This is a genomic window from Tepidanaerobacter sp. GT38 (assembly GCF_021991635.1).
Lineage (GTDB): Bacteria > Bacillota > Thermosediminibacteria > Thermosediminibacterales > Tepidanaerobacteraceae > DTU063.
The window spans coordinates 1-13,822 of the sequence record NZ_JAFFJA010000021.1 but is presented as its reverse complement, the minus strand read 5'-3'; the positions used below and the strand labels follow the sequence as shown (position 1 = coordinate 13,822).

The 13,822-nt window shown below is 41.3% G+C and carries 14 protein-coding genes; 12 read left to right on the top strand and 2 right to left on the bottom strand.

The window, feature by feature from the left end; translation table 11 throughout:
• Positions 1-45: 45 nt before the first annotated feature.
• The 4 genes from JT739_RS04280 to proC all read left to right on the top strand — a co-directional run bounded on the left by JT739_RS04280 (position 46) and on the right by proC (position 3,436).
• Positions 46-735: a zinc metallopeptidase gene (locus tag JT739_RS04280; RefSeq protein WP_237659862.1), complete on the top strand. Its 690-nt coding sequence runs from the start codon at positions 46-48 to the stop codon at positions 733-735.
• Between the two features lie 85 nt (positions 736-820).
• Positions 821-1,699 (top strand): 4-hydroxy-tetrahydrodipicolinate synthase, encoded by an 879-nt coding sequence (gene dapA, locus JT739_RS04275; RefSeq protein ID WP_237659861.1) that lies wholly within the window; start codon positions 821-823, stop codon positions 1,697-1,699.
• A gap of 14 nt (positions 1,700-1,713) precedes the next feature.
• On the top strand, positions 1,714-2,616 hold the full coding sequence (gene rsmI / locus JT739_RS04270; RefSeq protein ID WP_237659860.1) for a 16S rRNA (cytidine(1402)-2'-O)-methyltransferase: 903 nt from the start codon (positions 1,714-1,716) through the stop codon (positions 2,614-2,616).
• The gene (gene proC, locus JT739_RS04265; protein WP_237659859.1) at positions 2,606-3,436 is read left to right on the top strand and encodes a pyrroline-5-carboxylate reductase; all 831 of its coding nucleotides are present in this window, start codon (positions 2,606-2,608) and stop codon (positions 3,434-3,436) included. The genes rsmI and proC overlap by 11 nt, the downstream gene beginning before the upstream one ends.
• A gap of 277 nt (positions 3,437-3,713) precedes the next feature.
• Here the strand turns inward: proC and JT739_RS04260 are convergent, their stop codons facing one another.
• Positions 3,714-4,031 carry an AbrB/MazE/SpoVT family DNA-binding domain-containing protein gene (locus JT739_RS04260; RefSeq protein WP_237659858.1) on the bottom strand — a complete coding sequence of 106 codons (318 nt, stop codon included), beginning with the start codon at positions 4,029-4,031 and terminating at the stop codon, positions 3,714-3,716.
• A gap of 100 nt (positions 4,032-4,131) precedes the next feature.
• Here JT739_RS04260 and JT739_RS04255 point away from each other — a divergent pair, with 100 nt between their 5' ends.
• Together JT739_RS04255 and JT739_RS04250 are read left to right on the top strand one after the other, a co-directional pair.
• Positions 4,132-5,091 (top strand): DNA double-strand break repair nuclease NurA, encoded by a 960-nt coding sequence (locus tag JT739_RS04255; protein WP_237659857.1) that lies wholly within the window; start codon positions 4,132-4,134, stop codon positions 5,089-5,091.
• An 11-nt stretch (positions 5,092-5,102) separates the two neighbouring features.
• The gene (locus JT739_RS04250; protein WP_237659856.1) at positions 5,103-6,941 is read left to right on the top strand and encodes an ATP-binding protein; all 1,839 of its coding nucleotides are present in this window, start codon (positions 5,103-5,105) and stop codon (positions 6,939-6,941) included.
• A gap of 184 nt (positions 6,942-7,125) precedes the next feature.
• Here JT739_RS04250 and JT739_RS04245 read toward each other — a convergent pair whose 3' ends face one another.
• On the bottom strand, positions 7,126-7,542 hold the full coding sequence (locus JT739_RS04245) for a secondary thiamine-phosphate synthase enzyme YjbQ (protein ID WP_237659855.1): 417 nt from the start codon (positions 7,540-7,542) through the stop codon (positions 7,126-7,128).
• A 300-nt stretch (positions 7,543-7,842) separates the two neighbouring features.
• Between JT739_RS04245 and JT739_RS04240 the strand changes: the two genes are divergently transcribed.
• The 6 genes from JT739_RS04240 to rbsB all read left to right on the top strand — a co-directional run bounded on the left by JT739_RS04240 (position 7,843) and on the right by rbsB (position 13,694).
• The gene (locus JT739_RS04240) at positions 7,843-8,853 is read left to right on the top strand and encodes a LacI family DNA-binding transcriptional regulator (RefSeq protein ID WP_237659854.1); all 1,011 of its coding nucleotides are present in this window, start codon (positions 7,843-7,845) and stop codon (positions 8,851-8,853) included.
• 22 nt (positions 8,854-8,875) lie between these two features.
• Positions 8,876-9,784, top strand: a complete 909-nt coding sequence (gene rbsK, locus JT739_RS04235; RefSeq protein ID WP_237659853.1) for a ribokinase — start codon at positions 8,876-8,878, stop codon at positions 9,782-9,784.
• 74 nt (positions 9,785-9,858) lie between these two features.
• Complete coding sequence (rbsD, locus tag JT739_RS04230; RefSeq protein WP_237659852.1) at positions 9,859-10,254, top strand: D-ribose pyranase; 396 nt, start codon at positions 9,859-9,861, stop codon at positions 10,252-10,254.
• Between the two features lie 12 nt (positions 10,255-10,266).
• Entirely contained in the window at positions 10,267-11,736 is a 1,470-nt protein-coding gene (locus tag JT739_RS04225) for a sugar ABC transporter ATP-binding protein (protein ID WP_370642575.1), read from the top strand.
• Between the two features lie 13 nt (positions 11,737-11,749).
• Positions 11,750-12,703: a ribose ABC transporter permease gene (locus JT739_RS04220; RefSeq protein WP_237659850.1), complete on the top strand. Its 954-nt coding sequence runs from the start codon at positions 11,750-11,752 to the stop codon at positions 12,701-12,703.
• Between the two features lie 49 nt (positions 12,704-12,752).
• A complete protein-coding gene (rbsB, locus tag JT739_RS04215; RefSeq protein ID WP_237659849.1) occupies positions 12,753-13,694 on the top strand; it encodes a ribose ABC transporter substrate-binding protein RbsB in 942 nt (313 codons plus the stop codon).
• Positions 13,695-13,822: the final 128 nt, after the last annotated feature.

Below are 13,822 nucleotides of genomic sequence, written 5' to 3'. Positions count from 1 at the left end.
TATATACCCCTTAAGGGTATATTCTTACCAGAAGGAGGGATTTCCTTGTTCTTTTGGGATGCTACCACAATAATTCTGCTACCTGCACTCTTGCTTGCCCTATATGCCCAATCTAAAGTAACAACTACATTTGAAAAGTATCTTCGCGTTCCGTCAAGAAGCGGCATGACGGGAGCTGATGTGGCTCGGGAAATACTAAGGCAGAGCGGCATTTACGATGTTTCAGTAGAGATGCAGGGCGGAAGATTATCTGACTACTATGATCCTAGGCGGAAAGTTTTAAAACTTTCCAGTGAAGTATATAATGGCAGGTCACTGGCAGCCCTTGGAGTAGCTGCCCACGAGTGCGGCCATGCTATACAGCACGATGTGGGATATGTGCCTCTGGCTCTTAGAAATGCAATAGTGCCTGCAGCAGGCATAGGTTCACAAATGGCATTTCCGCTGTTTTTCATGGGTCTTTTGTTTAGAGCAGATACTCTCATGATGCTGGGAATAATGCTGTTTTCATTGGCGGTTTTGTTTCAGCTAATAACGTTACCTGTTGAATACAATGCCAGCAGCAGAGCCGTAGCTGTTTTGGAGGATTACGGTTTTATCGACAGAAGTGAAAGAGGAGCAGTGAGAGCGGTTTTAAGCGCTGCAGCTCTCACTTATGTGGCTGCCACGCTAATGGCTGTTATGCAGCTTTTGAGGCTCTTAGTCATAGCAGGGGTGGGCCGTAACAGAAGGTAATTATATTTTTAGCCCTACAGTTTAAAGCTGTGGGGCTATATATGTATTATAAAATCTTACAAAAAAATTTTAAGGAGGAAGACGTATGGACCTTGGAAGAGTTATAACTGCTATGGTGACACCTTTTGATGAACAGTTGCGGGTAGATTATAAGGCTCTTGAAAACTTAGTGGAACACCTGCTGGCAACAGGGACCGATACTTTGCTCGTAGCAGGTACTACCGGAGAATCGCCTACTCTGTCCGATGAGGAAAAACTGCAATTGTTTAAAGCCTGCAAAGAAATAGCAGGTTCCAGGGCTAAGATCATGGCAGGCACCGGAAGCAACTCCACATTACATAGCATCGAGCTTTCAAAAAAGGCTGAAGAAGTTGGCGTAGACAGCTTGCTTTTAGTTTCACCTTACTATAATAAACCCACCCAGGAAGGCCTTTACCAGCACTTTAAGTCAATTGCAGAGGCAGTGGATATTCCTGTAGTGCTTTATAACGTGCCGGGCAGAACGGCTGTAACAATAGAACCTGAAACCTTGGCAAGGCTCGCTGAGATAGACAACGTAGTTGCTGTAAAGGAAGCGGGAGGCAATCTGGAAAAGACCAGCAAAACCCGGGTTTTAGCGCCAAATCTTGAAGTTTACAGCGGTGATGACAGCCTGACACTGCCCATGCTTGCATTGGGTGCAAAAGGTGTCATCAGTGTGGCATCCCATATAGTGGGAAAAGATATCAAAGAGATGATAATGAGCTTTGAAGAGGGCAATACTAAAAAAGCCGAAGAGATACACCTGAAGCTCTTTGATATATTTAAAACACTGTTTGTAGTTTCAAACCCCATTCCGGTAAAAACAGCCCTCAACATGATTGGCGTTCCCGTTGGAGGACTTAGACTGCCACTTAGTGAAGCCGATGCGGGAACAAGAGCTGTTTTAGAAAAATCCTTAAAGAATCTTGGCTTAATTTCGTAATTAAGAGGTAAAATATGGAAAAACACGGCATTTTATATTTATGCCCAACTCCCATAGGCAATTTGGAGGATATTACCTTAAGGGCTTTGAAAATATTAAACGAGGTTGATTACATAGCTGCGGAGGACACACGAGTAACTCTAAAGCTGCTCAATCATTTTAATATCAAAACGCCCCTTATCAGTTACCACGAACACAACAAGAAAAGCCAAGGGCCCAGGCTGATTTCTCTACTTCAAGAAGGGAAAAACATAGCCCTTGTGACTGATGCCGGAACTCCGGGAATTTCCGACCCGGGTGAAGATTTAGTAAAAGATGCTATAAAAGCAGGTATAAATATAGTGCCGCTGCCTGGAGCCATAGCCGCTATATGTGCCCTAGTGGCTTCAGGCCTTTCTACAGAGCGATTTGTATTTGAAGGGTTTTTGCCTAAAAAAAACCAGGATAGAGACAGGCGTTTATTTGAGCTTGCCACAGAACAGCGCACCATTATATTTTATGAGGCACCTCATCGCATCATAAAAACATTAAAGGTTTTAAAGGACACTTTTGGAAACCGAAAGGCAGCCGTTGCCAGAGAAATGACTAAGATACATGAGGAATTTGCCAGAGGGACTTTGGAAGATTTGATACAAAGGTTTGAAGAAGCAAAGCCCAAAGGAGAAATGGTAATTGTGCTGGAAGGTGCAAAACAGCATATAAACAATGAAAGAGGACCTGCTACCCTTTTTGAAGATGAGCTTTCACTTGACCAATTAAAATCAAAGCTTAAAGCGATGTTTGAAAAGAATATATCAAAAGGCTATGCCAAAAATCAGGCACTCAGAAAAGCTGCCAAGGAACTTGGGCTTTCAAGGAATGAGGCATACCGGATATTAACAGATGAACATGGAAAGGAGGAGGACCGTGAGACATGAAGGCTTAGGTGTCATCGGTGCCGGCTCAATGGCTGAAGCCATCTTAGAAGGAATTTTGGCAGAGAAAGTGGTTTTACCAGAAGATGTATACATAACGAATAGGAGCAATGAAGAAAGGCTAAAATTTTTCAAAGAAAAATACGGCCTAAAAACCACAAGAGATTATAGGGAAATAACTTCAAACTGCAAATACTTACTAATTTCCGTAAAGCCAAAAGATGTGGCAGAACTGCTGGCGGCAATAAAAGAGTTGGTAACTTCAGAGCATGTGATACTTTCAGTGGCTGCCGGAATAACTACGGAATTTATAGAGGCAAGTTTAGGCAAAGAAATTCCTGTTATAAGAATTATGCCCAACACTTCATGCAGAGTAAAAGAATCAGCTACCGGAATTGCCATTGGCAGATATGCTGATGAACAGGCAGTGGATTTTGCAAAGAGGATTTTTGCTTCAATTGGCAAAGTGGTAATTGTAGAAGAAGAGATGATAGATGTGGTGACTGGTCTTTCCGGAAGCGGCCCCGCTTATGTATATCTGATGATGGAGGCTATGATTTCGGCTGGTGTGAAACTGGGGCTTTCACGGTCCCTTGCTGAGGAGCTCACATATCAGACCGTTTATGGGGCTGCTAAAATGGCCCTTTCCACAGGAGAAGCTCCCCAGCAGCTCATACGGCAAATTACAACCCCTGGCGGCACTACAATGGCTGGCCTTGCAGCTTTAGAAAATGCCGACATTACAGGTGCATTTATGAATGCGGTTGAAAGTGCCACCAAAAGGTCCAGAGAAATGACAGACGAATACTGCAAAAAGCCGTAAATACAAAGGCAAGAGTTTAAGCTTGTCAAAAATAGCACGGTACTGGATTTTGATGGCATTCCTGTATTAGTCTGTCATGGCCCGTGTTCCGGGAGCCATGGCTAAACCTACAGCAGAGCTGGGAGAAGATGGGCTGATTATAAAAAAAAAAGCACAGATAATGCTTTACACAAAATTTGACAAATGATATAATTAAAGCCAAGTTAAAAGCTTAAAATATATAAAAAAGAAGAGACCTAAAAAATAAGTCTCTTCTTTTGGCTTTCAAAACATAAACCTAGACATTTGTAACCGCATTTTTAAATGCTGTTTCAACAGTTTCAGGGTTTGCATAGATGGGCGTATCACTTTCCAGGCTGTTCTTTATTACTGTTGCACAGTCTTTACAGATGCTCTTACCGTTAAAATTAATCAACTCTTCTGCATTGCCGCAAAAAATACAGGCAGGCAAATATTTTTTTAGAATAATCTTATCTGTGTCTACATAGATTTCTAGCGGATCCTTTTGTGAAATGCCTAGTGTGCGCCTTAATTCAATCGGAATAACAACACGCCCTAGATCGTCAACTTTTCGCACAATTCCCGTTGATTTCATTGTATTCGCCCCCAATATTCAAAATTCGACATTTACCCCATATAAAGGATACCAAAAATACCAAAAAAAGTCAATGGATTTTTATCAGGTGGTGAAAATTTTGCTAGATTTAGATATATCATTAAAGCAGAGATTTGAGCAAGTTGCCAACGAAATGCGCTTGCGGCTCAAACAAAGGCCTTCGTTAGATACTTTAAGGAATATGATAAGTGACAAAGGAATTGGAACTTTCGCCAAATGCCATAGGCTTGGGAAGAAAGATTTGTTGCGTATTGTCGAAAGAGGCAAAATAGTAGGCGTAGATGGTTCCACAAACAGCTCAAAAGGTCATTTTCCATACGTAATTACATTGCAGCAGGCCATGGCAAAGCCTTGCAGCAATGATGAAAGTGCCATAACAATCACAGATGCCTTATCACCCATTACCATGGGGAATTTTTCAAGTGAAGAAGAGTACAGGGAATTTGTAAAGCGCAACCTGGCAGGTCTTGAAGTAAAGGCAGCAGTGGCAGCAATTGATGAGTATTCTCCAAAGGTAATATTGCTAGATGGTTCCCTGGTGAGATATAAAATTGAGGCCCCTCCTCTTTGGCAAAAGCTAAAGAGCCTTGCCCTTGCAAAAAACATCATATTGGTAGGCGTAGTAGAAGGGATTTCTACAAACCTAATAAGCCAGTGCTTGAAAGATGATTTAGCAGAGGCTATCCATCATGCTTCAGATTGGGAAATACTGTTTGGACTTTTAGATGTGGGGGAAAGGCTGGAAATAGCTCAAGGTCTTTTTAAAGAAGGTTTTCGAACCTTTTTTATGCGTTCGTCCATTGATCCAAAACCCATAGGTATTGACTTACTGGAAGAGCAGCAGATATATTTAAATGAGGTGGCAAACCTGGTATATACATTGACACCCAAAGATGGGCGCGGGATTCCCTTGTGGCTTGATATTATAGATAAATCCGTTAGAATTTCCGATAAGGTCATGGAAGGGCTTTTGAGCACTTATCTGGGTGAAGATTACGTTGAGTTTATAAGACCTAAGCGGGAAAAACGGGAATTTTAGGAGGATAAGCTATGCAAGTAGTGGGCCTTACTACACCTCATGAAGTTTATGTAGCTTCTAAAGAGAGAAAGTTTCGCATAAATGAGCTTGTAGTTATAGAGGATCCTTATCAGGGAAACCTCATAGGAGAAGTAGTGGAGAGCAATTCATATAACCGATTTATTCCACTTTCAATCGGCAGCGGCCTTCATGATGCGGATGTGATTGAGTCTTTAAAGCATTTGGGATACTCAATAAGTGAAGATGAGATAAATATTGCAAAGGTAAAGCTCCTGACCGAGGCTAACTTTCCCATCGTCACCGGCTGCCCGGTGAGATTGCCGGCTTTTGATGAGGTCAGGGGGTATTTATTAAAGGGAAAGCGGGAAGATGCCCTTTTACTTGGAGAAATTAAAAATACAGAAGAGACTGCTGCTACCATGGAAGATGATCTAAAAGGCCTTTGTGACATGTACTCCCGAGGCAAGCTTTATAAAACACAAAATGTGCCATTTTTTCTAGATTTGAGGTCATTTCAGCAGTATCCCCATATCGGAGTTTTCGGGGGTTCAGGTTCCGGCAAGTCTTTTGGCCTTCGGGTAATTATGGAAGAGATCATGAAACACCGCTTTCCTGCAATAATGCTTGACCCCCACTATGAGATGGAGTTTTCGGAAAGCCAGGAAAACATCAGTGAAACCCAAGATTTTAGCCAGTATTTTAAAAAATTTCAAATCGGCGAGCACATAGGTGTAGAATTTAAACATTTGTCCCGGAAGGATCTGCTGGCACTCCTTTCGGCGGTATCGCCCCTTACAGATGCCATGTCCAGTGCCGTTGAAGAGCTTCACCTGCACGGGGATACATATTTGAGCTTTTCCGACCGCCTGGAATTGTTGAGCGAAGCCTTAGAAAAGGGAAGGGGCAAAATCGAACAGGCTTTAAAGCAAGATTTGGAACCTATGGAAAAGGACAAGTATAAGAAAATGAAGGAGCTCCTGGAAAAGTATCAGAATATCCCGCTGCCATCGGTGCAGGGGATTACGTGGCGACTGAGAAGGCTTCACAATTCGGGGCTTTTCAGCCACGACATAAAGCCGGTGAAAGAAGCCATGATGCAGGGCAAGCTGGTAGTAGTTCAAGGGCCCATATGGCTTTTGCAGGTATTTTCTACATACCTTTTGTCAAATATCTACAGACAGCGTAGAGAATATAAAGACGGCGAGCTGCAGGGCCAAACGGCACAGGAGTATTTCCCTCCCTTTATCATTGCAACTGATGAAGCTCATAATTTTGCACCAAAAGGGCGGGACGCCGCAACCAAGGGAATAATTACCGAAATAGCCCAGGAAGGGCGAAAGTATGGAGTGTTTTTGGTGCTTGCCACCCAGCGGCCGACGCTCTTGGATGAGACAGTTACTGCACAGCTGAACACCAAAATAATATTTAGGACCGTTAGGGCATCAGACATCGCCACTATAAGTGAAGAAACAGACATAAAAGTGGAAGAGGCTCGTCGGCTGCCATACCTGCCTTCCGGCGATGCTTTCGTATCATCACCTCTCTTTGGCAGGACTGTAGCAATTAGAGTGCGCTACCCCTATACCAGAAGTCCCCATACCCAAAATCCATTAGATGAGATACAAATACATCGCGTAAAATCTGAAGATAAACTGTTGGAAGCTATAAAGCCGCATTTGCCCATATATGCGGCAAACTTTGCACGAGCAGTGGAGGAGATAAACAAAACATCTGGACAGCAATATGAAGTAAGGACATTAAAAGACGCTTTGGAAACCTTAGTTGAAAAAGGAAAGCTGAAAAAACAGTCTAGCCCGCTGGGAGACATATACTTAGAGTCCGGTATTTAAGATGATAGCAATTTTAGAATAATAAGCCTCCATTGGAACTGGCCAAAAGGAGGCTTAATTTTTGCATATGAAACTTTTGAGGAAACCTTTTGACGTCAAACTCGCCGTAAAATATTTATTCACAGGGTTCAGATATGAGCATAAATAGCGCCATAACCAATGAGGCGATAGACTTTTAAGGCATTTATTCCCCTATAATTTTTACCAGCACCCGCTTTGGCCTTTTGCCGTCAAACTCACCGTAAAATATTTGTTCCCAGGGACCTAGATCCAGTTTGCCGTCGGTTACTGCGACTACAACTTCCCGGCCCATGATGGTGCGCTTTAGATGTGCATCGGCATTGTCTTCAAAGCCGTTATGTTTGTACTGACTATAGGGCTTTTCAGGAGCCAGCTTTTCCAGAAAGACTTCAAAATCGTGATGAAGGCCGCTTTCATCATCATTTATGAACACACTGGCGGTTATATGCATGGCATTGCACAAAAGCAGCCCCTCTTTTATTTGGCTCTCCTGCAGGCACTTTTCCACTTGTGGCGTGATATTGATAAATTCCCTTCGATTTTTGGTCTCAAACCAAAGTTCTTTCCGATAGCTTTTCACAAAGCCCACCTCCAGATTTTTTACTTATTATACCACAAAGTTATTGTATGAAAATGGGTGACCTCTATTTGCCGGATATGCTACTAGTTGTACTTTCACAATTATAATAAAACTCTTCTTAAGATTTCATTATATCTTTTGTCCTTTAATTACGCTTGTTTTTTATCAATATATCTCGGGTTTGCTAAGTTAATACATATTTGAAATTGAAAACAATAACACTAAAATATACTAAAACGATTTAGTAAACCGTTTTAGTAAGATACGCTATACCATATTATGTAGATTGGAAGATGCATTATGGCCATTACCATCAAAGATATTGCTAAAAAAGCCGGCGTGTCAATTACTACAGTATCTAAAATAATCAATAAAAAAGATGATGACATAAGTGATAAGACAAGAGAAAAAGTAATGAAAATCATAGACGACTATAATTATGTGCCGAGTGCATTGGCTACAAGTTTGGTTACAAAGAAAACCAATACCATAGGCCTACTGGTGCCTGACATATCAAACGCCTTCTTTGCTGAACTGGCGAGAGGGGTAGAAGATGGAGCCAATTGCGAAGGCTATAATGTGATACTGTGCAATACTGATGATAATCCTGATAAGGAGATTCAGTACCTAAATGTTTTAAAAGTAAAACATGTTGATGGAATAATATTTCTGTCAGCAGCGCTGTCAAATCACAATGCAATTAAGCGGTTAAACAGCGAAGGGTTTCCTATAGTGGTCCTGGACCGTACTTTGGATGATGAAAATATAATGACAGTCTATTTGGACAATTTTGCAGGGGGTTATATGGCAACAAAACACCTGGCTGAATTCGGCCATAAAAGGATAGGCTGTATAACTGGTCCTTTAAAAAACAAGCTGGCAAAACACCGCTTTTGCGGTTATAAAAAAGCCCTTGAGGAGATGCGGATAAGCTTTGATGAGCATCTGGTACATGAGGGAAACTTTAAGACCAATGGCGGTGAATTTGGAGCAAAAAAGCTCTTAAAAGCAGGAGCTACTGCAATTTTTGCATGCAATGACTTGATGGCTTACGGTGCATATAAGGTGATTCAAGAACAAGGGTTGAAGATACCTCAGGATATTTCCGTAGTGGGCTTTGATGATATTTTCATGTCTGATATACTTGCACCGCCTCTTACATCGGTGAAACAGCCTACCCATGTTATGGGAATGGTATCGGCGGCTATGCTCATAAAAAGCATTAAAGGTGAAAAGCTGGAAAAAACAAAGATGGAGTTTAAACCTACATTGTCTGTAAGGAAAAGTGTGAGTCCTCCGGCAAAATCTTAAAAGTAAAAGAGGGGGTAAAAAGTTGAAAAAGGTTGTGGTTGTCGGCAGCATAAATATGGATGTGGTAATAAGAGTGCCACATATTCCGGCGGTTGGTGAAACTGTGCTTGCAAAAGGACTAAACTTATTCGGTGGCGGAAAGGGCGCCAATCAAGCCATTGCTGCCAGTAGGTTGGGTGGAAATGTCAGTATGATAGGGCGTCTCGGAGATGATGCTTACGGGAAAAAACTTATAAAGGCTTTAACAGAAAGCGGCGTCAATGTGAAAGCAGTGGAGATTGACTCGGAATTCCCTACCGGAACAGCTTATATTTATGTTTCAGACAAAGGTGATAACAATATTGTCGTAAACCCCGGAGCAAACAGCAAGGTCGATAAAAATCAAATTAAAAGACACATGTACCTTTTTGAAGATGCAGATTACTGCATTATACAGATGGAAATACCGATTGACACTGTAGAGTATGTGATCAGTCTGTGCAAGGAAAAAAATATAAAGGTAATGTTAAATCCTGCTCCTGCCCACAATATAAGTGATGAAGCTTTGCAAAATTTATATATGATGTTGCCTAATGAGACTGAGCTTGCAATTCTTTGCAATAATAGCGGCAACTTGGAAAAAATGGCAGAACATCTTTACAGTAAAGGCGTAAAAAATGTACTTGTTACTTTGGGAGAAAAAGGCTGTATGCTTGTTAACCATGAGGGAATTAAGCGTTTTCCTGCACCGCCTTTTACTCCGGTGGATACAACGGCAGCCGGGGATTCTTTTGTGGCAGGTATGACAGTTGGGCTTTCTGAAGGAATGAACTTTGAAAAAGCAATTAAGTTTGCCTCTTATGCAGCCGGAATTACCATAAGCAAAGAAGGTGCCCAGGCATCGCTGCCCAATAGAAAGGCAGTGGACTCATATTTTTTAAAGTGTCAATAGCTAATAAGCAATTTATGAATTTATTTTAAAACCCCAAAATTAACATATAGCAAAAAGAGGAGGAGAAAAAGGAATTGAAAAAGAGGGAGCTCCTAAACAGTGAAATATCATACTTAATATCAAAACTTGGCCATACCGATACCATAGTAATATCTGACGCAGGGCTGCCCGTTCCTAAAGGTGTGCAACGAATAGACTTGGCCTTGATTCCGGGGAAACCCTCATTCTTGGATGTGCTTGATGCTGTATTAACAGAGATGAGCGTAGAAAAAGTTACTATAGCATCAGAGATGAAGCAGCAAAATGCAAACCTTTATAAAATAATAAATGAGAGATTTAAAGATGTTGAAATTGAGGAAATAACCCACAATGATTTCAAAAATCAGACAGCCAAAGCGCAGGCCGTCATCCGCACCGGTGAATTCAAACCGTTTGCAAATATTATACTGCAATCCGGGGTGGTGTTTTAGTTGCTATTAAACATGAGGGGGATCAGCAAAAGCTTTCCCGGAGTTAAAGCACTTGATAATGTAGATTTAGAGCTAAATGAGGGAGAGGTTTTAGCGCTGCTCGGGGAAAACGGGGCAGGCAAATCCACGCTGATGAAAATTTTAGGAGGAGTATACAGCCGAGACCAAGGACAAATTTTTTTGAGAGATGAAGAGATCCAAATAAATTCTCCAAGACAGGCTTTGGAATATGGTATAGGAATCATTCATCAAGAGCTGAGCCTTTTGCCGCACCTTTCGATAATGGAAAATATATTTTTAGGCCGGGAAAAGATTAGTATACTAAATAGAATTGACTGGAATTATATGAAGAGCCGAAGCGAAGAAATTTTGTCTTATTTAGGTGTAAAAAACATTGATGTAACAAAGCCCGTTAAAGACTACAGCGTGGCCGTTGGACAGATGGTGGAGATTGCTCGTGTTTTATCAATGGATGGTAACATTATTGTTATGGACGAACCCACAGATACGCTGACATCTCAAGAAACGGAATTTTTATTTAATGTTATACAAACTTTAAAAAATGAAGGTAAGGGGATCATATACATAAGTCATAAAATAGAAGAGATTTTTAAAATAGCTGACAGAGTAGAAGTGTTGCGGGACGGCAAAAATATCGGAACGGTAAAAGTATCTGAAACCAATACAGATGACCTGATTCAGATGATGGTTGGCAGAAAATTGGAGGATAAATTCCCCAGGGTTTGCATGGAAACCGGTGAAAAGATAATTGAAATTATGAATTTGCATATCCCGGGTGTTTTAGAAGATATAAATTTTCAGCTTTACTCAGGTGAGGTTCTAGGTTTTTCAGGCCTTGTGGGGGCAGGAAGGACTGAATTGGCCAAAACTATATTCGGCGCAAACAGATATTCAGGAGAAATAATATTTGAGGGGAAACCTGTTAAAATTAAGAGCCCCCAGCAGGCCATCGAGATGGGGATAGTTTATCTTACTGAAGACAGAAAGCAAGAAGCCCTGTTTTTTGAGCACGACGTGTTATTCAACATGACCATTTCAACATTAAACGATTTCGTTACTGCTACGGGCAGAATTTCCAAAAATCGCGAGGTCAGAGAAGCCGACGGCTATATAGAAAAGCTTAACATAAGGACGCCATCATTGTACGAGAGGGTCATAAATTTAAGCGGAGGAAACCAGCAAAAATTGCTTCTTGCCCGCTGGATGATGACCAAACCTAAAGTCCTCATATTAGACGAACCTACCAGAGGGGTGGATGTGGGGGCCAAAGTAGAAATATATAATATTATCAACCAACTAAAGCAAAGGGGCATAGGTATAATCGTAATCTCATCGGAATTGCCGGAAATTTTAGGAATATGTGACAGAATTATAGTGATGCACAACGGCAGGATTACGGGAGAATTCACCCATGAAGAAGCAACACAGGAAAAGATCATGAAATGTGCAGTAAACCTATAGGGAGGTCCTTGGATTGAATCATCCAAATCCTATCGTAAGAAACAACACGTTACACAACATGTTTTTGAAATTAAGGTCAATAATTGGTCTATTATTATTAAGTGCAATTTTATCGGTGCTAAGTCCTAGGTTTCTAACCTATTCAAATCTGTTTAATGTATTAAGACAGACATCCTTAAATGCGATAATTGCCGTTGGGATGACCTTTGTGATTTTAACCGGCGGCATAGACCTTTCAGTAGGGTCAATACTAGCTTTTTCCAGTGCAATAGCGGCAAATATGGCCCATAATAATACTTCGGCGGCTGTGGCCATATTGACAGGTTTAGTGGTTGGGGCGCTTCTTGGCCTTACAAATGGTTTAATTGTTACTCAAGGCAACGTTCCACCGTTTATTGCTACACTGGCTATGATGACAATGGCACGGGGGGCAACTTTGGTTTATTCTAACGGTCAACCAATTACAGGTTTAGGTGATGGTTTTTACTTAATAGGAAATGGTTATTTAGGGCAAATTCCTATTCCGGTGATAATCACGATAGGAGCGCTTCTAGTTGCCTATTACATATTGTCTCAAACAAGAACAGGGAGGTATATCTATGCAGTAGGCAGCAATGAAAGTGCTGCCAAGCTTACCGGCATAAATACCAAACTCGTAAAAACTTTAGTTTATGCAATTTCCGGATTTACGGCCGCACTAAGCGGAATAATTATTGCTTCAAGATTAAACTCCGCACCTCCTACAGCCGGTTCAGGAGCGGAGCTTGACGCAATTGCTGCTGTGGTATTAGGAGGCACGAGCCTTGCGGGGGGAGAAGGCCATATTGCCGGGACTTTTATAGGGGCCCTGATAATTGGAGTGCTAAATAACGGGTTAAATTTGCTCAATGTCTCATCCTATTATCAGCAGTTTGTAAAGGGCGTAGTAATTCTGATTGCAGTCCTATTAGATAGGCGAAAGAGCTAAATTTTAGCTCTAGTAATAAAAAATATAAATAAGGGGGAGGTTTTTCAAAATGAAAAACTTTAGAAAGTTGTTGGCTCTATCATTAGTGGCGTTGTTAGCGGTTGGTGTTTTAACAGGTTGTGGAGGACAAAGTAATGAAGGCAATGGTGAGTCGGAAGCTCCAGAGCAGACTCAAACCAAAGGAAAAATTGGTTTAGTGATATCAACATTGAACAATCCATTTTTTGTTACTCTGAGAGAAGGAGTGGAAACAAAAGCTGCCGAACTGGGTTACGAATTGGTGGTACTCGATTCCCAGGATGAGTCTTCAAAAGAGTTATCTAATGTGGAGGACGTTTTGCAACAGGGGATAGATGTATTGTTGATAAATCCGGTAGACAGTGATGCAGTGGCAAATGCCGTAAAACTAGCCAATGACAAAAATGTTCCGGTTGTCACTCTTGACAGAAGTGCCAGCGACGGCGATGTGAAAGTACATATAGCATCGGACAATGTGGCTGGTGGCAAAATGGCCGGTGAGTTCATAATTCAACAATTAAATGGCAAAGGCAAAGTAGTTCAACTGCAGGGAATCCCGGGAACTTCTGCAGCAAGAGACAGAGGAAAAGGGTTCGAGGAAGCTATAAAAGATTCGGACATTGAAGTAATAGCATCTCAGCCGGCTGATTTTGACAGACAAAAAGGTCTGAGCGTCATGGAAAATATCTTACAAGCTCAACCGGAAATTGATGCTGTATTTTGCCAAAACGATGAAATGGCATTAGGAGCACTTCAGGCAATTGAAGCATCAGAAAGAGAAGGTATATTGGTAGTCGGCTTTGATGCTACAGATGATGCGGTAAAAGCTGTCGAAGAAGGTAAATTGGCTGCAACTATAGCCCAGATGCCGGAAGTTATAGGGTCTATGGGAGTGGAATATGCTCACAAGATAATGTCCGGAGAAAATGTGCCGGAATATGTACCTGTAGATTTGAGACTCGTTACAAAGTAAAGTTAGTGTAATTAATCAATTTCCTAACTTAATACCCATAAGCGCTTGCCTGCTTATCTGTCAATATCTTTTAAAAATGTCACCTAAAAATGGACCAAAACATAGTTAATTATCGCATGAAAATGTCA

Bases quoted from the DNA above. Each gene is read 5' to 3' on its own strand.
- dapA (WP_237659861.1), top strand. From the start codon at position 821: ATGGACCTTGGAAGAGTTATAACTGCTATGGTGACACCTTTTGATGAA.
- rsmI (WP_237659860.1), top strand. From the start codon at position 1,714: ATGGAAAAACACGGCATTTTATATTTATGCCCAACTCCCATAGGCAAT.
- JT739_RS04260 (WP_237659858.1), bottom strand. From the start codon at position 4,031: ATGAAATCAACGGGAATTGTGCGAAAAGTTGACGATCTAGGGCGTGTT.
- JT739_RS04250 (WP_237659856.1), top strand. From the start codon at position 5,103: ATGCAAGTAGTGGGCCTTACTACACCTCATGAAGTTTATGTAGCTTCT.
- JT739_RS04240 (WP_237659854.1), top strand. From the start codon at position 7,843: ATGGCCATTACCATCAAAGATATTGCTAAAAAAGCCGGCGTGTCAATT.
- JT739_RS04225 (WP_370642575.1), top strand. From the start codon at position 10,267: ATGAGGGGGATCAGCAAAAGCTTTCCCGGAGTTAAAGCACTTGATAAT.
- rbsB (WP_237659849.1), top strand. From the start codon at position 12,753: ATGAAAAACTTTAGAAAGTTGTTGGCTCTATCATTAGTGGCGTTGTTA.